This is a genomic window from Candidatus Hydrogenedentota bacterium (genome assembly GCA_013359265.1).
Classification (GTDB): Bacteria; Hydrogenedentota; Hydrogenedentia; order Hydrogenedentales; family SLHB01; genus JABWCD01.
On the sequence record JABWCD010000013.1, the window covers coordinates 70,935 to 94,738 of the forward strand.

18 protein-coding genes are annotated in these 23,804 nt (G+C 59.6%); 11 read left to right on the forward strand and 7 right to left on the reverse strand.

The window, feature by feature from the left end; all coding sequences use genetic code 11:
• Positions 1-183: 183 nt before the first annotated feature.
• The 3 genes from HUU46_13485 (at position 184) to HUU46_13495 (ending at position 6,409) form a co-directional block, all read left to right on the forward strand.
• Entirely contained in the window at positions 184-720 is a 537-nt protein-coding gene (locus HUU46_13485; GenBank protein ID NUM54651.1) for a hypothetical protein, read from the forward strand.
• 10 nt (positions 721-730) lie between these two features.
• Positions 731-3,199, forward strand: coding sequence for a hypothetical protein (locus tag HUU46_13490; GenBank protein NUM54652.1), 2,469 nt, complete (start codon positions 731-733; stop codon positions 3,197-3,199).
• A 177-nt stretch (positions 3,200-3,376) separates the two neighbouring features.
• Positions 3,377-6,409, forward strand: coding sequence for a hypothetical protein (locus tag HUU46_13495; GenBank protein ID NUM54653.1), 3,033 nt, complete (start codon positions 3,377-3,379; stop codon positions 6,407-6,409).
• An 11-nt stretch (positions 6,410-6,420) separates the two neighbouring features.
• On the opposite strand, the gene HUU46_13500 is transcribed toward HUU46_13495, so the two are convergent.
• Entirely contained in the window at positions 6,421-7,278 is an 858-nt protein-coding gene (locus tag HUU46_13500) for an HDOD domain-containing protein (GenBank protein NUM54654.1), read from the reverse strand.
• A gap of 188 nt (positions 7,279-7,466) precedes the next feature.
• Between HUU46_13500 and bcp the strand changes: the two genes are divergently transcribed.
• Both bcp and HUU46_13510 read left to right on the forward strand, forming a co-directional pair.
• Positions 7,467-7,928 (forward strand): thioredoxin-dependent thiol peroxidase, encoded by a 462-nt coding sequence (bcp, locus tag HUU46_13505; protein NUM54655.1) that lies wholly within the window; start codon positions 7,467-7,469, stop codon positions 7,926-7,928.
• A 39-nt stretch (positions 7,929-7,967) separates the two neighbouring features.
• A complete protein-coding gene (locus tag HUU46_13510; protein NUM54656.1) occupies positions 7,968-8,885 on the forward strand; it encodes a hypothetical protein in 918 nt (305 codons plus the stop codon).
• Between the two features lie 160 nt (positions 8,886-9,045).
• Here HUU46_13510 and HUU46_13515 read toward each other — a convergent pair whose 3' ends face one another.
• From HUU46_13515 to radA, 4 genes are all read right to left on the reverse strand, one after another.
• Complete coding sequence (locus HUU46_13515) at positions 9,046-9,855, reverse strand: dihydroorotate dehydrogenase electron transfer subunit (protein ID NUM54657.1); 810 nt, start codon at positions 9,853-9,855, stop codon at positions 9,046-9,048.
• 121 nt (positions 9,856-9,976) lie between these two features.
• Positions 9,977-10,171, reverse strand: a complete 195-nt coding sequence (locus HUU46_13520; protein ID NUM54658.1) for a hypothetical protein — start codon at positions 10,169-10,171, stop codon at positions 9,977-9,979.
• Entirely contained in the window at positions 10,140-11,225 is a 1,086-nt protein-coding gene (disA, locus tag HUU46_13525) for a DNA integrity scanning protein DisA (protein ID NUM54659.1), read from the reverse strand. Before disA ends, HUU46_13520 begins: the two co-directional genes overlap by 32 nt.
• A gap of 42 nt (positions 11,226-11,267) precedes the next feature.
• Positions 11,268-12,629 (reverse strand): DNA repair protein RadA, encoded by a 1,362-nt coding sequence (gene radA, locus HUU46_13530; protein NUM54660.1) that lies wholly within the window; start codon positions 12,627-12,629, stop codon positions 11,268-11,270.
• 131 nt (positions 12,630-12,760) lie between these two features.
• Here radA and HUU46_13535 point away from each other — a divergent pair, with 131 nt between their 5' ends.
• Together HUU46_13535 and HUU46_13540 are read left to right on the forward strand one after the other, a co-directional pair.
• Complete coding sequence (locus tag HUU46_13535) at positions 12,761-14,020, forward strand: diaminopimelate decarboxylase (GenBank protein NUM54661.1); 1,260 nt, start codon at positions 12,761-12,763, stop codon at positions 14,018-14,020.
• Positions 14,021-14,107: 87 nt separating this feature from the next.
• Positions 14,108-15,418, forward strand: coding sequence for a Gfo/Idh/MocA family oxidoreductase (locus HUU46_13540; GenBank protein NUM54662.1), 1,311 nt, complete (start codon positions 14,108-14,110; stop codon positions 15,416-15,418).
• 31 nt (positions 15,419-15,449) lie between these two features.
• Here the strand turns inward: HUU46_13540 and HUU46_13545 are convergent, their stop codons facing one another.
• Both HUU46_13545 and HUU46_13550 read right to left on the reverse strand, forming a co-directional pair.
• Positions 15,450-17,429 (reverse strand): CPBP family intramembrane metalloprotease, encoded by a 1,980-nt coding sequence (locus HUU46_13545; protein NUM54663.1) that lies wholly within the window; start codon positions 17,427-17,429, stop codon positions 15,450-15,452.
• Positions 17,430-17,476: 47 nt separating this feature from the next.
• Positions 17,477-18,253 carry an ATP-binding cassette domain-containing protein gene (locus tag HUU46_13550; GenBank protein ID NUM54664.1) on the reverse strand — a complete coding sequence of 259 codons (777 nt, stop codon included), beginning with the start codon at positions 18,251-18,253 and terminating at the stop codon, positions 17,477-17,479.
• Between the two features lie 125 nt (positions 18,254-18,378).
• Here HUU46_13550 and HUU46_13555 point away from each other — a divergent pair, with 125 nt between their 5' ends.
• From HUU46_13555 to uvrA, 4 genes are all read left to right on the forward strand, one after another.
• Positions 18,379-18,666, forward strand: a complete 288-nt coding sequence (locus HUU46_13555) for a hypothetical protein (GenBank protein NUM54665.1) — start codon at positions 18,379-18,381, stop codon at positions 18,664-18,666.
• 24 nt (positions 18,667-18,690) lie between these two features.
• Entirely contained in the window at positions 18,691-19,464 is a 774-nt protein-coding gene (locus HUU46_13560; protein ID NUM54666.1) for a 3-ketoacyl-ACP reductase, read from the forward strand.
• A 13-nt stretch (positions 19,465-19,477) separates the two neighbouring features.
• Positions 19,478-20,788: a BNR-4 repeat-containing protein gene (locus HUU46_13565; GenBank protein NUM54667.1), complete on the forward strand. Its 1,311-nt coding sequence runs from the start codon at positions 19,478-19,480 to the stop codon at positions 20,786-20,788.
• A gap of 156 nt (positions 20,789-20,944) precedes the next feature.
• Positions 20,945-23,800 (forward strand): excinuclease ABC subunit UvrA, encoded by a 2,856-nt coding sequence (gene uvrA, locus HUU46_13570; GenBank protein NUM54668.1) that lies wholly within the window; start codon positions 20,945-20,947, stop codon positions 23,798-23,800.
• The last annotated feature ends 4 nt before the right edge of the window (positions 23,801-23,804 follow it).

The window sequence follows — 23,804 nt, forward strand, 5'->3', positions numbered from 1 at the left end:
AACATTGCGAGCACTGGGTACAGGAAGCGGCTCAGTCCGAGGAACCGACGTCTGTTTTTCGCCTTGGGAATTCTGGCCGGACTCGCCTCGTGCGGTGACAATGCAGCAACAGATCGCCCACCTGCGCCGGAACCGTTGCAGACTACCAGCGCGCCGGTAATTGCCACGAAGCGAGATGTGTTAGTGCAGGTAAGAGTCGTCGATATGGACGGCAGACCGGTGGCGAACATGCTTCCCATTGCAACGAAGCAGGCGAACGCGTTTGACACGCCCGTTGCGCAGGGCGAATTGACTGGTACGGACGGATCGGGTGTTTTGCACGTACCAAGCGACCAATACGTCTACGTCCGTGCGTGGGACCCGGCCAAACAGTGGTTTGCGAACAACTACTATGACGTGTTGCCGGGAAACCAAGCGCCGGACGAAGCACTGATCGTTACGATGCTTCCCGGCGCGACGCTCGACGTCGAGGTCATGAATGCCGATGGCGCTCCGGTGGGCGCGCAACCGGTCGGCATGATGATGAGCCATCCGGTGCACGGTCCCTGGTGGCCTTCGGAAACGTCAACCGACGAACAGGGACGCGCGAAGTTCGGACCCATTCCACCGGGGAGATATGCCATCACCATTGAAACGCGCGACCACAAAAGTGTCGATCTCGTCGAGCAGGTGTTACTGCCTGGGAAGACTACCCACGCGGGCCCCGTGACGCTGCGGTAGCCCTTAGCCGATGAAGAAGACATGGATATTCGTTGTTTTTCGTCGATTGCGCGTCATCGCTTTTCTAATTGCCGTGTTCGTCCCAAGTGTTGGCGCGACCACACCGGATCATCGTCTACTTTCTCATGCGGACGACTACGTCTTCGGCTTCTATCCCTACGGCTGGCGAAACCGCGATGCGAACGGTGACATCGTGTTCGCGATTCAAACACCACACTATGGGATTCTGTTGAATGCATCCAAAGCGCGCATTACAAAGACTGGAACATTCCGGACGCGCCCGAACGCAGAAACGGCGGCGCAACTCGGTAACGACAAGGTCCTGGCGCCACTTGCGGTGTCGCCGCTCACGTTTCTGGTGCGCATTGGCGATACCATGTATGAGGCCGAGACAGGCGCGCCCAACCCGGATGACGTGCTAATACAACGACTTGGAAGATATTTTGCCCATATCGACGTCCGTGACATATCGTTAAGAACGCAAGCGGGAGTTCCACGCGATGATGTGCGCGCGGAATTGTCAATCTACGCGTGGTCGGACCACGTTCGCGCGACATTCCGGGTCGAGTGTGCCGATGCTTTGAGTGATGTAACGATTGTTGCGCGTCACAGCCCCGCGGAACACCGGAACGCGCTTCGCGCGGTAAATCTCATTCCCGAGTCGCAACGCGACCATACGGAAGGAACGACGTTTACAGTAGAGACCCCGGTAATTGCCATATCGCAGGACGTGCCCGCGTCGATCTCCATTGGACTGGTCCCAACAAACACCCAAATTACCGTCCAAAACACGAGCACGGTGCGTGCAGAGAGCATCGCGCCATACACCGGTGCGCTGTCCGTCACACGAGATCCCAGCATTGGGTGGTACCAGGTTCTGCTTGGCGACAATCCCGATATCTGGACGATGGAGCGCGTGCGCGTCGAAGTGGAGAATTCGGCCGATTCCGAAGAGACGCTGCACATCGCATTCTCAAAACGAAGCGGCGGGTTCGGGATAACCGGCATGTCGCCGGTATTATGCGACGAAACCGGCGCGCCGATGGGTTTGCCGGTCCAAATCTCGAAGAACTGGCACGTTTCGCCTCCGTGGTTTGACGGTATTGCGATGCTGCGGCTTGCGCCGAGGGCCAAACATACGCTCGAATTTCGGATCGCGTACGCGCACTGGGGCGGTGTACCCGCGGTTTCGCACGCGCAGCTCGCGCTCGAGGGCTGGGGTACGCACCAATTGTGGGACGAATGTGCTCTCGGCTCCTTCGGCGAAAGCATCTGCTACGACCCCGACGTGAATCTTGGCCGTGCGATGATCGACGATGTTCGCCCGCTAATGGTCTGGGGTATGGGCAAACAACCGCAGCGAAAGTGGTCGTGGACACACAACGTGGGCGGCGGCGATTTTCTTGTGCTCGAGCGGGACGGAAAGCGGCAGTATCTTGGGCGACAGAAGACCGAGTACGAATCGCAGGGGCCGGTGTTGACGACGGTTCGGTACTCGGGCGAGACACCCGATGGCGCGATTCAATCGCATGTCACAACGCAAAGTTGGCGCAGCGACGACTTCGTTCGGGGACTTTACACGCTTCGATACGACGTCGCAGAGCCTGTCGCGTTCACGCGCCTGGCATTCTTCCAGTTGGGAGCAGACCGATACAACCACAATCTGTTCACGCACCTTTCGCGCGGCGATTTGGATGGCGTGAAGGAAACGTGGACTCCGGATATGGGCGGCAAGAAGTACAGCCGCCACTGCGTGCCGTTAAACGGTGAGAAGCCGTGGATCGCCGTTACCGGCAATACAAAGAACCCGCCACCTGTAATCAAGGAGGACGATCAAGGCGCGTGGGCGGATCGGGGCTTCATTGTTCATCGCTGGAAAGCGCGGATTGGCGGGAAGGATATGCGTCTCCCCCACTACTCGGTCTTTGGGACCGAAGACGGGAGAATACCAAGTGCAATCGTAGAATTGTCCCCGCCACCCGGCGTCGCGGCGCTCGAGCGGGGCGACTTCGTCGAGTGCGTCGTCGAGATGGTCGTCCTGCCCCAGTGCGCGGACGACTACTACGGCCCAAACGAATCGTTTCGCGAGGCGCTTCGCGATTACGGCGGGAACTGGCGAATGGTCCATCGCGAAGCCGTGAACACCAACATCCGCGCGCGCGCCGAGACCGGCGTGATCTTGTCGGAATGGCCGGTCATCGTTCGCGCACACCACGGTAAACGGGCATCGGTCACGATTGAGGGCGGATCGGGCTTTATCCCGCTGACAATAGCGGACGCCGGCATCAATGCGGACTTTGCACTGCAAGTACTCTGCGACGGCGAGATTCAGCCGATGCCGCCGTCGGCAGGCAAGGACTGGTGGCAGGCGCGATATCGTCCGACAACGAAGTCCTATGACCTGATATTTACAGTTCCGCTTACATCCTCCGGACCGGCCACGATTACGTGGTCGGCGGCCTCACCGCAGGAAGGTTGACTTACCCAAGCAAGCTTGCGTTTTCCTCACGTTCGGAGCGATGATCGTGCGTGGGGGAATCGTTTCTATGCGCGAAGGTCTCGCTTTCGCCAATGGCTCGGACGCAGCCACCGAACGCACAAGGGGGAAAATATGGGCGCCAGGGGTCTATCTATCGCACTTGGAATCGCTTGTCTGATGGGGTCTGCGGACGCCGAATCGTCTCGCGCGGTCCTCGATATCTTCGCCGACCCGCCGCGAGAGTACAGTTCCGGCCCACTGTGGGTATGGAACGACATGCTCACCGAGGAGCAGGTGTTGGCGACACTGCGCGATCTTGCCGCGCAGGAGGTCAAGCAGGTATTCGTGCATCCACGGCCGGGCTTGATGACGCCGTATTTGTCCGAGGACTGGTTCAAGTTGTGGAAAGCCGCGCTTCGCGAAGCCGAAACCCTCGATATGAACGTGTGGATATACGACGAGAACTCGTATCCTTCCGGTTTCGCCGGGGGCTTCGTGCCGGAGGCGATGCCGGAGTCGCACGGAATCGGCCTGTTTCTCAATGCGCTGCCCAAACCACCCACGTGGGACGACAAGACAATCGCCGTCTTCCGGTTGAATGGCGAATCTCTTGAGAACGTGAGCGAAACGGTCCGCGCCGGGACCGAGTTGCCGGAGGGCGCCTACATTGTGGCGACGGTCAATGAGTCCAAGTCGTCACCGTGGTTCGGAGGCAAGTACTACGTCGATTTACTGAGGCCCGGCGTAACGGAGAAGTTTCTCGATATCACGTTAGGCGCATACAAGCGCGAGATCGGAGACGAGCTTGGCAAACGCGTGCCAGGATCGTTCACGGACGAACCGCACCTCGCGCCGGCGGGCGGGTTTCACTGGACGACCGACCTTCCGGACGTCATGCAGGAGCGATATGGGTATTCGATTCTCGATACGTTGCCCAGTCTTTCGCAGCGCGTCGGAGACTGGCGCGCGGTGCGGCATGACTACTACCAAACCTTGCTGCACCTGTTCATCGAGCGATGGGCCAAACCGTATCACGACTACTGCGCGGAGAACGATCTCGAGTTTACCGGTCACTACTGGGAACACGAGTGGCCAAACTGCAAGCAGGCGCCGGACAACATGGCGATGTACGCGTGGCACCAACGGCCGGCTATCGATACATTGTTCAACGAGTACAACGAAGGTCCCCACGCGCAGTTCGGGAACGTCCGCGCCGTGTTGGAACTGGCGAGCGCGGCGAACCAGACCGGCGTAAGGCGCACGTTGTGCGAAGCGTACGGAGGCGCCGGATGGGACCTGCGCTTCGAGGACATGAAACGCATCGGCGATTGGCTGTTCGTGCTGGGTGTCAACACGCTCAATGAACACCTCTCCTACATCACGATGCGCGGTGCGCGAAAGTACGATTATCCGCAGTCGTTCTCGTATCACGAGCCATGGTGGAACAGCTATCACGTCATGGCGAAGTATTTTACGCGCCTGTCGGCCGCGTTGTCCCACGGCGAACCGGTAGCGGAAACTCTGCTTATCGAGCCAACAACGACCGTGTGGATGTATCAGACCGACGAGGATCGCGAGGTCCGCGAGAGCATCGGTATCGAGTTCCAGGAGTTGGTAACGAACCTGGCCAAGGCGCAAGTCGAATTCGACCTGGGGTCCGAAGACATTCTCGCGCGCCACGGCGCTGTAGAAGGCGACAAGCTGCGGATTGGCGCGCGAACGTACGGCCGCGTCATCCTTGCGCCGCGGACCGAATCTCTCGACGCGAAAACGGTCGAGTTGTTGGACGCATTCGTCAAAGCAAAGGGAACGTTGGTGAGTATTGGCGACGCCCAACTGCAGTACGTGGACGGACGCCCATCGGACAAAGCCACCGCGCTCATCGCCGGCGCAACGCGGATGACGAGCGGACAGTTTATCGAACAGTGGTCCAACGACCGCGAGCGGTTGCCTCGCGTGACCATCGATCCGGCGTCTACGAACGCGATCGTCTATCACATGCGCCGGCGTTTCGATGATGGCGACCTGGTGTTCCTTGTGAATACCCGCAACGATGCGACTGCAAAGGGATCGATTGCCGCGGGAGCGTCCTACGTTCAGCGTTGGAACCTGGAATCGGGGGCCGCGGAACCCTATCCGCACACGAATTTCGAGGGCACGGCATCCGTCGCGTTTGATTTGCCACCGTGTGGAAGCCTGCTCCTGTTTCTGAACAAATCGAAGGGCGAATCGGCCGCGCAGGAGTCACTGCGGCGGGAGTCCATTGAGCCAATGGAGGAACCGAAAATCGCACGGGTCGCCCCGAATGTTTTGACGCTCGATTATCTCGATCTCTCGATTGGCGAAAAGTCCTATCCGAAGCAGTACATGTATGCGGCGGCGCGGCTCGCCTTCCAGAGTGTTGGATTTCAGGAGAACCCCTGGGACCATGCCGTGCAATTTAATGATGAATTGATCCGCGAGGACCTTCCCAAAGAGAGCGGATTCGAAGCGACCTACCGATTCACTATAGACGGCCCAATTCCCGGCGCGATTCACGCCGTGGTCGAGCGGCCGGACCTTTACCTGATTACGTGTAACGGTACGCCAATTCGAGCGACGCCCGGCGAATGGTGGCTCGACCGCGCGTTTGGGAAGATCGACATCACGTCAACAATCCGAAACGGGGAAAACTCGATTACGCTAAAGGCCTGGCCGATGAACATGTTTCACGAGATTGCCGCCGTCTACATTCTCGGCGACTTCGCCCTGAAACCCGCGGCATCGGGTCATGTGATCGTTCCCCCGGCGTCCTTCGCGCACGGTCCGTGGAACCAGCAAGGCTGCCCGTTCTACGCGCACGGCGTATCCTATGCGCAACGATTCAACATACCGGAACTCAACGGCCGCTACTTGGTGGAGCTTCCCAAGTGGCACGGAAGCGTGGCTGAGGTAATCGTCAATGGCCGGCGCGCCGGGCATATCGCGTGGAAACCGGCGGAGTGCGACGTTACGCCTTTCCTTACGGCTGGTGAAAACTTCATTGAAGTCACTGTAATCGGCACGCTCAAGAACACGTTGGGGCCGTACTTCGGGGAGATGCGGCTGGGATTTGCGTCGCCACAGTCATTTCGCAGCGCGCCGGAAGGGGGGCCACCGGAAGGCTCGGCATACAAATCGGTCGAATATGGATTGATGGAACCGTTCCGGTTAGTAGCTCTCAGGCGGTAGGGCGAGTTTACCTATACAGCCGCGACAGCGCCGAGCATGGAATCTATGCGTTCTGCCGCTTCCTTGAGTTCGTCGACGATCGGCTGGCATCTGCCTGCGTCCATTTTTAGCGCCGCAGCGGACGACGCGGGATAGGCGTGGTCTCCCGCGTTGCTCGCTTCGCCATAGCCAGCGTCGTATGCGAGATGATTGGCGAGCGCGGTGACGTGCGCCAATTGGGGGGACAGCATCGCCTGATCGGGCGTGTGGTGCCGGCGCAGCGCCTCGGTCAATAGCGGCGGCAAGTTCCAATGTTCACCGAGCACGCCCCCCACTTCGGCATGGTCCATTCCGAAGACTTCCGGCTCCACTTCGTACAGCGGACGCTGCCCGTCGACAGCGCGCTTCACGGCCTCCTGAAAGTTGTCGGGATACACGCTGTCGAGCGCGACCTTGCCGATGTCGTGAAGAAGCCCCGCGCTGAAATGGCTGCCGTCGGCTTCCAGCGAGAGCCGTTTGGCAATTCGTTCGGCGGCCATCGCCGTGGCAAGACTATGCCGCCAAAGTTGATTGCGGTTATAGGGCGAGTTGCTCTTCGCGAAACTGCGAAACGCGGAGGCGGCAAGGACAAGGTTTTGGACTTCGCGAAACCCAAGAATCACGACGGCGTCCTTCACGGTCGTGATCTTCCGGTAGAAACCGTAGTACGCCGAGTTGACCTGACGCAACAGCGTCGCCGAAAGACTTTGGTCCGCCGCGATGTGTTTGCCCAGGTCGAGGGCCGAGCTGTCCGGATCGGATAAGGCTTCCATGATCTGCCCCAGTACGGTCGGGAGCGTCGGCAAACGGCTGATGCGCGACACAGCATCGCGAACGTCTGGGGCGTCCAAGTCCATCCTCCTGTCTTGTAAGCGCACGGCAGGCCGTCACGCGCGCGTGGAGGAAGCACCATAGACTACGCTCTCCATTTTGTGCAAGTGGCGGCATTCCCGCCCGAGGCGGTAAAGTATTGTTGCGCGTTACACCGTCGATATGCTGCTTGAAAGGAGCAACTTATATGGCCGCAGGGAATTCGGCGATGCCGACGGAAGGGGCGAAGTCCCCGGCATTTTCGCTCAAGTCAGCTAACGGCGAGACCGTCAAGTTGTCCGGCTTCAAGGGGAAATGCGTCGTGCTGTACTTTTATCCGAAGGACGACACGCCGGGATGTACAGTCGAAGCGAATGAGTTCCAAGCGAACGCAAAGGCCTTTGAGAAGGCGGGCGCGGTCGTGATTGGTGTGAGCCCGGACTCGGAGAAGTCGCACTGCAAGTTCGCCGACAAATTCGGGCTGACACTTACGTTGCTGGCCGACGAAAAGCACGAGGTGGCGGAAAAATATGGCGTGTGGGTCGAGAAGAGCATGTACGGGAGGAAGTACATGGGTGTCCAGCGCGCAACGTTTCTCATCGACGAAAATGGGAGAATTGCAAAGGTCTGGCCGAAGGTTAAGCCGGAAGGTCATGCGAAGGAAGTTCTGGACGCGATCAAATCGCGGTAATCACGCACGAAACGATATGGGCAACCGGATATTTTCATCATGAAGATTGTGTTGACGATGGTCGCAATTGCGCTGGGTCTGGGCATTGCCGTCGTGGCGGGCGTGTACGGCTGGCAACAATATGAGTCGACGCGGACGGCGGCGCTGCCAACAAGCACGACACAGACGCCGACAATGCCAACCACTCGCAGCGCCACGAACGAGAAACCGAAGCCGGTGGATTTGCCCGCGGCGAAATCCGATGCGGCGGCGTCCGCGCCTTCCGCAACGACGACGCGGCCGGCAGACACGAAACCGGCCGCTCCGCCCACTCAGGCTCCAACCACCGCCACGACGCCGCTGTCACCAACACCGACGCCTGCCACCCCGACAAGCGCGGCGCAATCCACGCCCGGTGAGGACACGCCGATTGCCGTGCCCGCGGCGCAAAACGTGGCGACGCCGGAGAAGCTCGGACAACTCATCACCGGCATGACTGAAGCGGACGTAATCGCGACGATGGGGTCGGATGGAGTTGAGACGCCCGAGGACGAGCTGGGGGCGTACACCCCCGCGGGCTGGTACGAAGTGCGCTGGCCGAACCCGGACGGTTCGTACATTGCTGCGTTGTTCAGCGATCAGGGAACGCTGGCGCATGTCGAGCCGTTCAATATGCCCGGCGCGTACGAGTGGCTGGCCACGCCGTGGTACGCCGTCCCCAAATGGCTGAACGAAAAGTTGACGGCAAACAACATGCCAATACGCGTGCCGGCGGTGGATGTCATTCTCGCTCAGACGAACACCTACCAATTTCGCGGCGTGCTGGCGAACGCGGACGGCGTTGTGGTCGGAGTAATATCGGGAAGTTATTACGTCGACGACCCAAGCGGACGCTTTACGCGGGCGATGGAAGGCACGTACGAATATGCAATGCCGAATGGCGCCGCGGACGCAAATACGTTCCAGTTTTCGGAGTAGCCCCTGTTGCGACTGGCTAGAGCAATTCAAGTTTGAGCACACCGTCTGTTTCGTGCTCTAGCTCGTGAGTCGTCGTCGTACTCGCACTCGATACTCGAAAAGATCGAGTAGGATGACGACCAGGAGCACGAGCACGCGGTGCAGCCGGCCTTGAAACGCTCTAGCGGTCGTAGGCCATGTTGTGCGCTTCCCAGTCGATCAGGATCGTGTCGAACACAGGACCATCCAGGCACACGCGTACCATCTTCTCGCCTTCCTTCTCGCTTTTTGACTCGACGACGCACCCCAGGCACGCGCCATCTCCGCAAGCCATCTGCGCTTCGAGCGAAACGACGCAGTCCGCTCCCGCGGCGATTGCGACATCCGACGTCGTCTTCATCATGATCATCGGGCCGCACACGTACACGCGCGATGCCGGCCCGGGTGCGAGCTTTGCCAGCATCTGCGACGCGAAGAGTTTTTCGCCCGCAGTCCCGTCGTCGGTAGCGATGTGTACTTTGCAGCCCAGCGCGCGAAACTCGTCCGCGCAGAGGATGAGGTGCTTCGAGCGCGCTGCGAGAATTACGTCCGGAGCAACGTCGCACTTTTGCACGAGCGCCTCCGCCAGCGCAGGAAACGTGGCAACGCCGATCCCGCCGGCAACGATGATGTGCCGCTCGAACCTCCGGTCAATCGGAAAGCCGTTGCCGAGCGGCCCCTGCACGCCCAGGGTTGTGCCGGGGCGCATCTTCGATAGGAGCCGGGTGCCCTCCCCCTCTATCTTGTAGAGAATAGACACATGGTCGCGGAGTATCCGCTCGAAGCACATGGGGCGCCGCAGGAAAGGCGCCAGACCATCCGCGACCTGGAGCATGCAGAACTGCCCGGCGACCGCAGAACGCGACAACTCGGGTGCGTGAATCAGCATCCGATACTGTTCCGGGGCGACCTCGTCGTTTTCGACAACTTCACAATCGAGAAGATAACGCATTCATTCCGTCTTTCATCTTAGTCGGCGTAAAGAGTGCCCGGGTTCGCGGCGTAAAACTCGAGGAACCCGCAGCTCATGCACACATCCGCGGAAACATTCGCGTCTTTTGCGCCCTTGAAAATCAGTGCGTCGGGGTTTGTGTAAACGCGCACGGTTGCCGGTTTACGGACATTCGATTCGCCACGATCCGACAATTCCGCTCCAACGAGCACCTCCGTTGAACCGCATTTCGGACAGACCCCTGACTTGCGCATTGCCGTCCCCGCTTTCTCGATCTACTGTGACTACCGCCGCACGCGGTCCATTGCGAGTTGATTCCGCAGGCTGTTCAGACTGAGGCGAATTCGCTCGGCAAGAATCTCACCGATGCCGTCCACCGTGCACAATTCTTCCTTTGGAGCGCGCATGATCTGCTGCAGCGATCCGAATTTCTGAACGAGGTTCTCGATGATTTGCGGCGTCAGCCGCCGCGTTTGTGTCAGGATGCGGTACCCGCGCGGGGAAAGGTAGGTGTCGATGCTCTTGAGATTTGCGCTGTAACCGAGCGCGTTGCTGATGTTCGACAGCTCGAGCAGTTCCTCGGCGGTGACTTCCCCCACGCGTTCGAGCGCTTGATCGTATTTGATGCCCGCTTTTTCCCGGTAGTAGTCCTTGACGACAAGTTGCGCCTCTTCGAACGGAATCAGCAGTTCCTGCAACTGCATGTCCACGAGGCGCCCTTCGCTGCCCAATTCGACAATATAGGGTTCGATCTCGCGGGCGATGCGCGTGCCCATTTCGCAGCGCTGTACCGTCTTGCAGACGTCGAAAATGGTGACGACGTCTTCGAACTCCCGAGTGCTGAGATCGGTCGTCGCCTGGTCCAGCGCACGCACGTATTTTTCGAGCGTATTGAGGGCCTGCATCGACTTGTTCAAGAGCGTCGAAATGCTGTCCAGGATTTGTTTCGCATCGTGTGCGTACAGGGTAACGGTCGAACGCCGCTCGGACACCGCAACCACGATGCAGCCCGTTTGCTTCGCAAGCCGCTCTGCTGCCCGGTGGCGAGTACCGGTTTCGTCCGTGGGAATGGACGTGTCGGTCTTGATGAAACGGTTCGCGTAGACGATGCGCGTTCCCTCCTGATTGAGGATGATCGCGCCGTCCATCTTTGCGAGTTCGTACAGCAGTTGCGGCGTCAGTTCTGCGTCGATCTCGACGCCGCCCTCGGAGACATCCGCGAGCCGTTTTGGATCGCCGATGCAGATCAGCGCGCCGTTGCGGCTCTGGATAATCGCGGCGATGGCTTCGCGCAGTTCCGTCCCCGGCGATACCATCATCAACGCGTCGCGCAGCGCCGCCTTGTCTTTCTTACGTGGTTTCCTTGCCATTCTTGTGTCCCATTGGTCGCGGGTTTAGGGGATTCTCCGGTCCTAACGATCGAGGGCGATATCGAGTGCCTGCGACACGGTGTTCACCGGTACAATCTCGATGTCCCCCTCGCGCACGTCGGCGGCGCAGGACTTGGGTAGGATACACCGTGAGAAGCCAAACTTCGAGGCTTCGGCGACCCGGCTGCGCGCCATGTCCACGGCGCGGATTTCCCCCGCCAGCCCTACCTCGCCGAAGACCGCAATATCCGAGGGGACGGGCGCTTCGAGCAAGCTCGACATGAGCGCCACCGCGACCGCAAGATCGGCCGCGGGTTCGTCCAGCCGGACGCCCCCGGCAACGTTCACAAATACGTCCTTGTCCGCAATGTGCGCGCCCGCGCGTTTTTCGAGCACCGCGAGGATTAGCGCGACGCGGTTCGGATTGATTCCGGCGACCGTACGGCGCGGCGACGCAAGCGGCGTATCGCCCACAAGCGCCTGCACCTCGACCAGCAACGGCCGCGTGCCTTCAACACTGGGAATGACGACGGAGCCGCTGACGCCTTTGGGGCGCTCGCTCAGAAACAGCGCGCTTGGGTTGGGGACTTCGCGCAGGCCCGTTTCGGTCATCTCGAAGACGCCAATTTCGTTCGTCGAGCCGAACCGGTTCTTCACGGCGCGCAGAATGCGGAGCGCCTGTTTGCCCTCCCCCTCGAAGTACAGGACGGTGTCGACGAGATGTTCGAGCAGCCGCGGCCCGGCGATCGATCCGTCCTTCGTCACATGTCCCACGAGAAAAATTGGGATGGCGCTGCCCTTCGCCAGGCGCAGAAACTCGTTCGCACAATCGCGCACCTGACTGATGCTACCCGGCACGGCAGCCAGTTCCGGCGTGTACATGGACTGAATAGAGTCGACGACGATGAGCGCATAGTCCTCTTCCTTGATTTGACCGCGCACCGCTTCAAGCGAAGTTTCGGTGTAGATCAGGAGACGGTCGCTGAGCGTGCCGAGCCGCCCCGCGCGCATGCGCGTCTGGTCAAAGGACTCTTCCCCGGACACATACAGGACTGGCCCGGCGGCCTCAGCGACTGCGTGGGAGATTTGGAGCATGAGCGTCGACTTGCCGATGCCGGGATCGCCGCCAATGAGGATGAGCGAGCCCGGCACAATCCCGCCGCCCAGCACCCGGTCAAATTCCGCGAGCGCGGTTACCTGCCGATTCGGAGTCGGCTGCGAACGGTCGGTAATGGGTGTAGGTTCCGCGCCGTCCTTGAACGCGGCGCGCACGTGCGAGCCGGGCTCGATGACCTGCTCCTCGACGACGGAGTTCCACTCGTTGCACTCGGGGCAACGTCCCGCCCAGCGCACGAGTACCGCGCCGCAGGATTGGCATACAAATGTCGTTTTCGATTTTGCCATGGGATGTGTGCGTATCGTAGTCGCTGCCGTACCGCCGGTTCTACTGCGCGGGGCCAGTCAATTGGCCTGCATACGCATCGATCTGCTATAAATACGGCCACTTCCAGCAGTCGGCCAACTTCAGGAATACCATGGAAAAGCTACGTTTCTTGACCGAGGCGCACGTTCGCGGCATCCGCGGCGAGTTCGGCACGCCGGCGTACGTGTACGACGAGGAAACGCTTAGGGCGTATGCAAAGTCGCTGCTTTCGGTGCCGAACGCGTACGGGTTGACGGCGCGATTCGCCATGAAAGCGTTGCCGAACGTGGCGGTACTCCAGATTTTTTCGGGAATGGGTCTGCACTTCGATTGCAGCAGCGGGTATGAGGCCGAGCGCGCGTTGCGTGCCGGGGTCCCTCCCAATCACCTCCAGATCACGGCGCAGCAGTTGCCCCATAATCTGAAGGAACTTGTGGAGCAGGGTGTGCTGTTTACGGCGTGTTCGTTGCACCAGCTCGACACGTACGGGAGTCTCTTTCCCAACACCGAGGTTTGCGTTCGCGTTAACCCGGGCCTCGGCTCCGGGCACAGTAACCGGACCAATGTGGGCGGACCCAGCGCAAGTTTCGGCATCTGGCACGAACACCTGGACGAAGTCGAGGCCATTCGGGGCCAATACGGTCTGACCATTTCGCGCATGCACACGCACATTGGCTCCGGCGCGGACCCGGACGCGTGGCATTCGTGCGCGCAACTATCGTTGAACATCGCCGCGCAATTGCCGAACGTGCGCACCCTGTCACTCGGCGGCGGGTTCAAGGTCGGTCGAATGTCGCTCGAACCGACCGCGGACTTGCAGGTCATTGGCCGCCGCATCGTCAGCGATTTCGAGGAGTTCTACTCCAAATACAGCCGCAAGCTGCACCTCGAACTCGAGCCCGGCACGTACCTCGTCGCCAATGCCGGTGCGATTGTCTGCACGATCATCGATGTCGTGGATACAGGCCCAAACGGCTATGACTTCATCAAGACGGACACCGGTATGACCGAAGTGATCCGGCCCAGCATGTACGGCGCGCAACACCCCATCGTGGTCGTGCCCGCGACGCCCGAGAAGCGGAGCGCACGCGACTGCATTGTCGTCGGTCATTGTTGCGAGAGCGGCGACATTCTGACGCCGGAGCCGGGCAACCCCGAGGGACTTCAGCCGCGCACGTTGCTGGAACCCAAGATTGGCGATTTGCTCGTCATCGGCGGCGCGGGCGCGTACTGCGCGGGCATGTCCGCGAAGAACTATAATTCATTCCCGGAAGCCCCCGAGGTCCTGCTCACGTCGAAGGACGATTTCCGTCTGATTCGACAACGGCAAACGCTCAAACAAGTCATTCAAAACGAGATTCCTCTCCCCTAGCTTTCATTTGCCCTCTCAATCCGGATTGATCCAAAATAAGCGTTTGGGCGGATACACCGAAACCGGGCAATTTACGGAGATTTTCCTATGCCACTATCACGCAGACAATTCATGGGCCGGTCCGGCGCGGCGATGATCGCGGGGACCATGGCGTCGTCCTCGGTTTGGGGCGCAAACGAGCGCGTCAGCATGGCCGTCATTGGTTTTAACAGCCGAGGAAACGAGCACATCGGCCAGTGGTGCGACAGCAGCCAGTCCGAACTCGTGGCGCTGTGCGACGTAAAAAAGAGTGTGCTCGACGGCGGCGCGAAGATGTTGAACGAGAAGTTGGGCAAGAAGCCCAAGACATACACCGACATGCGGGAACTGTTCGAGGACAAATCCGTCGATGCGGTAAGCATCGCGACCCCGAACCACTGGCATACCTTGGCGGCGATTTGGGCGATGGAGGCGGGCAAAGACGTCTATGTCGAGAAGCCCTGCTCGCATAACGTGTGGGAAGGCCGGCAGTTGGTCAATGCCGCGAAGAAGTTTGGCCGCATCTGCCAGCACGGCACGCAAATCCGCAGCAGCGCCGCTGTTCAGGAAGGCATGCAAAAGCTGAAGGAAGGCGTCATCGGGGAGGTGTACATGGCGCGCGGGCTGTGTTACAAGCGGCGCGCATCGATTGGGAAGAACCCAAACGAGGCGCCCCCCGCGGACTTGGATTGGAACCTCTGGCAGGGCCCCGCGCAGGAGCGCGAATTCAACAAGAGCATCGTGCCGTACAACTGGCATTGGTTCTGGGCTTACGGCAACAGCGACATGGGCAACCAGGGCGTCCATCAAATGGACATCGCGCGATGGGGGCTAGGCGTCGAGCTGCCCAGCAAGGTCAGCGCAATGGGTGGGAAGTTCCTGTACGATGACGACAAGGAAACACCGAACGTCATCACGACAGCTTTCCACTATCCGAATGCGGGACCTATGGGCAAAATGCTTGTATTCGAGACGCGCCCGTTCCGAACACCGCAAATTAACGACGAAGCAGGCGCCAGTGTCGGCACCCTGTTCTATGGTTCGGAGGGGTACATGGTTGTCCCGACATACGACAAATATGTCACGTACCTGGGCGAGAAGGGCGAACCGGGACCCAGCCGCGAGGAGGGCAACGACGCGTTACACTTCAACAATTTCCTTGAGGCGGTGAAGTCGCGGAAAGCAGACAGTCTGTACGCGCCGATCGTCGAAGGACACTATTCGTCCGCATTGTGCCACCTCGGATTGCTGTCGGCGCGCCTCGGCAGAAGCCTCGACTTCGATCCGGTGAAGGAGCAGGTCATCGGTGACGATGAAGCGAACGCCATGCTGACGCGAAACTACCGCAAACCGTTTGCGGTGCCCGCGATCGAAGCGTAACGCATCCGAGTCCAACTGAGCGGAGGGCGGATCAGCGCGATCCGCCCTCTTTTTTTCTTGAACCAAATTCGATCAGCCCGATCCCGATTGCGCAGAGTAGGGCTGATATCGCGAGGACATACGCGGGAAACCCGGCCCCATCTCCTAAGGCCGTATTCGCAATGGCCTGCGCGGCGGCCGGCAATTGTTGGGTTTGAATGAGTACTGCGATGCTGTTAACGAGCACGTGGCCAATCATACCCGTGAAAATCGAACCCGACCGCCAAACCATATACGTCAAGACTATGCCGCTCACTGCCGTGACTGTCATCCGTTGGATAACAAGGTGCGACGCTCCGAATGCTACCGCTACGAACAGAATCAGGGCCCACGTGGGCATCGCATTGCGCAAACCGGACAACAGGGCGCCACGGAACAAAAACTCCTCGCAAATCGCCGGAGAAACGGCAAGCACAAGCAACAGGATAATGAGCGGCGCGTCGTCAAATTGCAGCAGCTTCGTCATCTCTTCGGCGAGGGCGGCGGGAAACGGCCAAATCCAGTCCTGCCATACGCTCAGTTGTTGGCTCCAAACGGACCACCCCAAACCAATCAGGAGCGCCGCTGCGAAAGCGGTCGCGGCCGGCGCCTTAATCGCGAGCGCTTCGCGCAGACTCACGCGCGCGTACCACAGCATGAACAGCGTCGGGGCAAGGAACAGCAACCACTGCGTCATCGCGACACCTGCGAGCCCGTAGTTGCTCTGAATATATGTGCCCGCATAGAACAACAGCAGGAGGCACACCGATAGAACCAGGAGCGACATCCCCGGCGTCGGCACCGCGCGCGGCGGGATCATCGAGCGCCGCAGCGTAATGGGCAATCCTGCGTCGACCGACAACACGACGTCTTCGCGCTGAAACATGCGAGCGGCGATGATGAGTGCGATTGCCGCATAGACCGTCGTGCTTACGAGCACGACTGCGACCGACTCGGCAGACGCCTGCGCAATCATGAGGTCCTTGAACAATAGGGAAAAGTTGGCGATCGGCATGAGTTGCGTGGCCGTGGTCAAGCGCGTTCCCGGGATGGTCGCGATGGCCGCCGGAAACACGATGAGAATCAGGACCGGCGTCAACAAGCTTTGCCCTTCCCGGAAGCTGCGCGCGAGCACGGCGACCGACATCATTACCGCCGAAATGAGAAACGCGAGCGGGAGGATCGAGACGAAGATAAGTAGAAAACTGCCCAGGGGAATGCGAATGGAAAATGGGATGTTGTCGTCCTGCAATTGCGAAAATTGAAACGCGAGCGTTGTGAGCATGCTGCCGAGATTCGTCAGCCCCGTTATAACGGCAATCGAAAATACGGTGAGGAATTTCCCGGCAAGGATTTCCATGCTCTGCGTCGGCGTCGAGAGCAGGGTCTCGAACGTACCGCGCTCCTTCTCCCCCGCCGTTAGATCGATCGCGGGATAGAACGCGCCGACGCCCACCATAACGATCATGATGAGCGGCATGAGAAGGCCCAGCATGGCCCCGGTCGTCTTTTCCGGCGGCGCTACGTTATGCCGCTCGACTTCAATCGGTCGCGCGTACTCCTCCGAAAGCCCGGCCCGCGCTAGCCGCTCGCGCAATAGCGCATCAAAACTATCGTTCAGCGTATCCGCGACGCGGCGCGAAGCCTCTTGCGACGTTGTGTCAGACGCGTCGTATCGGACAGTAACACGCGCGGTCTTGCCATCGTCGACAAGTTGCGCGAAATCGTCCGGCAACATAACGTAGGCATCCAACGCGCCCTTGAGCAGCGCGTCATCCGGATTTATCGGCGAGAGCACCAGCAGCTTTCGGTCTTTCGCCAGCCAACCTTTCACCAGTTCGGAATCGACGCCGCCCACCGCGATGCGCGACTTCGCTTCGTCAAGTTTGTCCTGCTGCATAATGGCTGCTTGGGAGCCGAATACGAACAGTGCCGGATACAGGATCAGTGGAATGCCGATCATCGCGATAAGCGTCCGCCTGTCCCGGAGCATGTCGAGAACTTCCTTGCGGAAGATGACCAAAACCGTGTGGAGGCGCATCAGGCCGCCGCTTTCTGGCGAATGACCGCGAGAAAGGCGTCGTGCAGGTTCGAGGCGCCGGTCTGGCGCGACAAATCGCCGAGCGAGGAGATTGAAAGCATTTCGCCGTCGAAGATAATGCCGACACGGTCGCAGAGCATTTCGGCCTCACCCATGTCATGCGTGGAAAAGACAATGCAGTGATTGCGGCGCTTTGCTGACTGAACGAACTCGAGAATGGTGCTGCGGGCCATGATGTCTAGTCCGAGGGTAGGCTCGTCGAGAATCAGCACGTCCGGGTCGTGAAGCAGCACGCGCGCGATCGAGACCTTTTGAGTTTGGCCGGTCGAGAGCGTGTCACACCGCCGATCAAGATATGCGCCCATATTAAGCGAGTCAGAGAGCTCACGCGTGCGCTTGTCGATGCTTGCATGATCCAATTCGTACAACTGGCCAAAGTACCGAAGCAACTCGCGCGGAGTGAGACGTCCATATACCCGAGTGTTTCCGGAGAGAAACCCCACGTGCTTACGCGCGGCGTTCGGCGCTTCATCGGCTGGACGTCCGGCGATGAATCGGGTCCCGGACGTGGGGGTTATGATTGTAGCCAGCATGCGCAACAGAGTTGTTTTGCCTGCGCCGTTCGGACCGAGAAGCCCAAATATTTCGCCGGCGTCTACTTGGAAGGACGCGTCGGCCACGGCGACAATAGGCATTCCGGCGTGCCCATGAAATTCCTTTCGAAGGCGCTCGGCTTGGATTAGCGGCCCGCTGCGGTCTGTTGAAAAACTGTCCATGTCTGACTCGATACCCGGCTCTGGCAAGAGCGTCGCATCCGGATCGAAGCTGTGTCAAGCCTGCTTGTGCGTCCACCGCGCAACCGGTTACAGTGGAGCGAGAACGGCATGTGGAGGTCCGTACCATGCCATGTCTATTTGTTTTGATCGCCGTCATCGCGCCGCGGCTCGCGCTGTTCCTGATGTGGCTGCTTGCATATATGGCGCCCGCATTCGAGACGCGCATATGGCCGATCCTGGGCTTCTTTTTCATGCCTTACACGACCTGCGCGTACGCCATCGGCATGAATGAGACCGGCGGCTTCCAGGGATGGAGCCTTTTGCTCTTGATCGTAGGCGTCGTTTTCGATCTGGGAAGCCACGGCGGCTCGGCACGGACGACGCGGCGGGTCGATATCTACCGCCATGACTGACGCGAATACGAAAGTGGGGATCGTTTGGGCAAAGCAGTCGCATTAATCACCGGGGCCAGCCGAGGAATCGGCAAGGGAATCGCCTTGGAACTGGCCTCCAACGGCTACGATATCGCAGGGGTGGCCACGAGCCTGACCAGCGGGATTCAGGAAACGGAACGCGAGGTCGTCGGGCGCGGCCAGCAGTTTCTGGCGATTGCGTCCGACGTCGGAAACTTGGAAGAGCATGGCCGTATTACTGAGGCCGTGCTCGGCCGCTTCGGACGTATCGACGTCCTGGTGAACAATGCGGGCGTCGCGCCGAAGGTCCGGCTCGATATCCTCGATACGAACGACGAGAGTTTCGACCGGCTCATCGACATCAACCTGCGCGGGCCGTTCTTTCTGACTCAGCGCGTGGCCAATCAGATGATCGCGCAGGTCAGGGCCGGGGCCACCTACGCGCCGAAGATCGTGTTCATTACCAGCATATCGTCCAACGTTGCGAGTACGAACCGTGCTGAGTATTGCATCAGCAAGGCGGGACTCAGCATGGCATCACAAACGTTTGCCGTGCGCCTGGCCGAGTACGGAATTAACGTCTACGAAATCCGCCCGGGCATGACCGATACTGACATGGTCGCGCCCGCAAAGAAGAAGTATGACGACCTAATAGCGAAAGGCCTTCTGCTCACTCCGCGCTGGGGCACGCCGCAGGACATAGGGAAAGCGGTCGTCGCGTTTTGTGAAGGGTACTTCGAGTACGCCACAGGCGCGGTCATCGAGGTTGGCGGTGGGTACGGCGTGCAGCGGCTCTAACACGAAGGTGCAAGTGGGCTGCGTCTTGTTCGCGGCGATTTTTTCCTGTGCGGTGCATGCGCAGCGTGTTGAAGAAGCGCTCGATATCGAGTCCGTGTGGGCGGGTCACCCCGTCGGGTTCTGCCTACTCACCAAGCCCCCGAATCAGTACGTCGCGTATTTCGACGCCAACAGGCAGCTTACGGTGGCGTCGCGCACGTTGGACTCGCGCATCTGGAGCTTTACGCGGCTCGACGAGCACGTTCAATGGGATAGCCACAACGGCATTGTAATGGCCATTGATTCGGCGGGGAATCTGCACTTGGCCGGAAACATGCATGTTGCTCCGCTGAAATACTTTCGCTCCGAGCAGCCGGGCGACGCTACTACTCTGACTCGCGTCCCATCCATGATCGGAGCAAACGAAGATCGGGTAACCTATCCGGAGTTCCTTCGCGGCCCGGGCGAAAAGTTGGTTTTCACATATCGCGACGGCAGCAGCGGTGGCGGCAATCAAATCTACAACGCGTTTGACGCGGTATCGCAGCGTTGGAATCGGCTCATGGATACGCCGTTGACTGACGGCGAGCGACAACGCAATGCGTATTTTGTCGGACCGGTTACGGGGCCGGACGGCTACTACCACGTCTGCTGGGTGTGGCGCGACACACCGGACTGCACCACAAACCACGATCTATCGTATGCGCGCAGCAAAGACCTTGTGCATTGGGAACGAAGCGACGGGACACCCTACCAACTCCCTATCACGCTGGCGACGTCCGAAATTGTCGACCCAATACCGGTAAATGGTGGCGTGATAAACGGATGCACACAAATCGGGTTTGATGCCGCGCGGAGCGCGGTTGTCGCGTACCACAAGTTCGACGCGAATGGGAACACGCAAATCTACAATGCGCGGGTCGAGAATGGGAAATGGCAGGTTCGCCAACTCACAACGTGGGAGTACCGCTGGGAGTTTCGCGGGCCCGGCAGTATCACGAGTGAGATTCACGTGCGCCCGGTGCAAGTGGAAAGCGACGGTTCATTGACCCAGGCGTGGTCACACGTGAAGCACGGCTCGCAGCGGTGGCGGCTGAATCCGGCCACGCTCACGCCGGAGGAACGCGTGCCCGATGAACCATCGCCACTGCCCGGGACGTTGCGTAACGTGGTGTCTTCATTTCCCGGCGTTGGCGTACGTATCAAGCGGGATTCCGGCCAATCGGACTCGACAAATCACTATTACATTATTCGATGGGAGACCTTGGGGCATAACCGAGATCGTCCGCGCGATCCGCCGTGGCCGGACCCGTCAATGCTTTGCGTATATCGGATCGCAAAGTAGATAGGCGGTACTTGTCCTCGGCCGACAGACGCTCGATCCGTTCCGTGACGATTGTGTATGATAAGTTCTTGGAACGTCCCTGCTGATTAACTTCCTTTGCTGCAAATTCAAAAGCCTGCGGTCGGCTCGGACACATTCCGGAGTTCCTTTAGACCCATGCCCTCAAAGAAGAATTCGCTTCGCGACAATATCGTTATTCGCGGTGCGCGCGAGCACAACCTTCAGAACATCAATATCAGCATCCCGCGGGACAAACTGGTGGTCATCACGGGCCTCAGCGGATCGGGAAAGTCGAGCCTCGCGTTCGACACGATATACGCGGAAGGGCAGCGGCGGTACGTCGAAAGCCTCTCCGCGTATGCGCGCCAGTTCCTGGAACAGATGGAAAAGCCGGACGTCGATTACATCGAGGGGTTGAGCCCGGCAATCTCGATCGAACAAAAGACGACACACCGAAACCCGCGCTCGACGGTCGGGACCGTCACCGAGGTCTACGACTATCTGCGCCTCTTGTTCGCGCGCATCGGCAGGCCGCATTGTTATAACTGCGGCAAACCGATTCAAGCGCAGTCCGCGCAGCAGATCGTGGACCACATTCAGACGCTGCCCGACGGGACGAAGATTCAATTGCTCGCTCCGCTGATTCGGCAGCGCAAGGGCACGTACCAAAAAGTATTCGATGACATTAAGCGCCAAGGATTCACCCGCGTCCGCGTGAATGGCGAGTTTCGAACGGTTGACGAGAAGATCGATCTCGAACGTTACGTGAAACATGATATCGACGTGGTCGTCGACCGGCTGGTCGTCAAACCGGGAATTGCGCGGCGCCTTTCCGACAGCGTTGAAACGTGCCTCCGGTTGGCGGAAGGCATCATTCGGATATGGCAGGAGTCTCCGGACAAGAAGGTCTCTGAGACGCTTCAGAGCGAGCATTTTGCGTGCGTGGACTGCGGGATTAGCTTTGAGGAACTCGCGCCGCGCATGTTTTCGTTCAACAACCCTCACGGCGCGTGCCCGGAGTGCACCGGGATAGGGACGACAATTGAAGTCGATCCTGAACTCGTTATACCGGACCCCTCGTTGTCGGTTGAAGACGGCGCGGTCGCGGCGTGGAGCCCCAGGCGAATGGTCGACGCGTGGTATCTGCGCGCGTTGAAATGCGTGCTCAAGCATTACAGGCAGGACGCACATACGCCGTGGAGGCGCCTGCCCGAGAGCGTGCAACAGAAGATTCTCTACGGTTCCGACGAAGAATTGATAGATTTCTCCTACTCGAACGACCGAAAGACGGTCGAGATCAAGCGGCCATTCGAGGGCGTTATTCCCAACTTGGAACGCCGGTTCAAGGAGACGGAAAGTGCGCGCGCCCGCGAGATCATTAGCGAGTTCATGTCCAGCAAGCCCTGTCCTGCATGCAAGGGCGCGCGCCTGCGGCCAGAGTCGATCGCGGTGACCATCGGCGGAAAATCGATACTCGATGTTACGGGCCTTTCGATCGGCGAGGCATTGGACTACTTCAAGCGACTTGACCTGTCCAAGACCGAAAAAATGATCGCCGAGCGCGTACTCAAGGAGATTCGCGAGCGCCTTGGCTTCCTAGTCAATGTTGGACTGGACTACCTGTCGTTGGAGCGAAACGCCGGTACGCTTTCCGGCGGCGAATCGCAGCGCATTCGGCTCGCGACGCAGATCGGGGCCGGTCTCATGGGCGTGCTCTACATTCTCGACGAGCCAAGCATCGGCCTGCACCAACGCGACAATCAGAAACTGATCGCCACGCTCACCCGCCTGCGTGACCTGGGCAATACCGTAATTGTTGTCGAGCATGACGAGGACACGATCCGTACGGCGGATTACGTCATCGACCTCGGCCCCGGCGCCGGCGTGCACGGCGGGCGCATCGTCGCGCAAGGGACGCCGCAGCAGGTCATGAAGGTGAAGGACTCCTGGACCGGCAAATTCCTTTCCGGCACGTTCCAGATTCGCGCGCCCAAGACCCGGCGCAAGCCCAATGGTAAGTCACTCGCCATCCGAGGCGCGCAGCACAACAACCTGAAAAACGTCGATGTCGAATTTCCACTCGGGCTTTTCACCTGCATCACCGGGGTGTCCGGTTCGGGCAAGTCGAGTCTCATCAACGAGACGCTATATCCCGCCGCGCACCGTGCTGTGTACGACACGGCGCCGATGAAACCGGGCAGGCATTCCAAGATAGACGGTCTTCAACATATCGACAAGGTCATTGACATCGATCAGTCCCCCATCGGCCGCACGCCGCGATCGAACCCTGCGACGTACACCGGGCTGTTCGGGCCCATCCGTGATATCTTCAGCCGCGTCCCGGAAGCGCGCGCACGCGGCTATCAGCCCGGGCGCTTCAGTTTCAATGTGAAGGGCGGGCGTTGCGAAACGTGCGAGGGGGACGGCGTGCTGTGTATCGAGATGCACTTTCTGCCCGACGTGTACGTGCCGTGCGAGGAGTGCAAGGGTATGCGCTATAACCGGGACACACTCGAGGTGCGCTACAAGGGCAAGAATATCTTCGAAGTGCTCGACATGACCGTCGAGGAGGCCTGCGAGTTTTTCAAAAACATTCCCGCGGCGCACGCCAAATTGGATACGCTCAACGACGTGGGGCTCGGGTATATCAAGCTCGGCCAGGCGGCAACAACGCTCTCCGGCGGCGAAGCGCAACGCGTGAAGCTCGCGACCGAGTTGTCGAAGCGCCAGACTGGACGCACGTTGTACATTCTCGACGAGCCGACGACGGGGCTTCATGCCGTTGACGTGGACAAGTTGCTCCACGTGTTGCATCGCCTTGTGGAATCCGGAAATACGGTGCTGGTCATCGAACACAATCTCGACGTCATTAAAACGGCGGACTGGATTATTGACCTCGGGCCGGAAGGCGGTGACCGTGGCGGTCAGGTCGTGGCGACGGGGACGCCTGAACAGGTCGCGAAGGTGAAAAACTCCTACACCGGGCAGCACCTGAAAAGGATGCTGTCGTAACGCT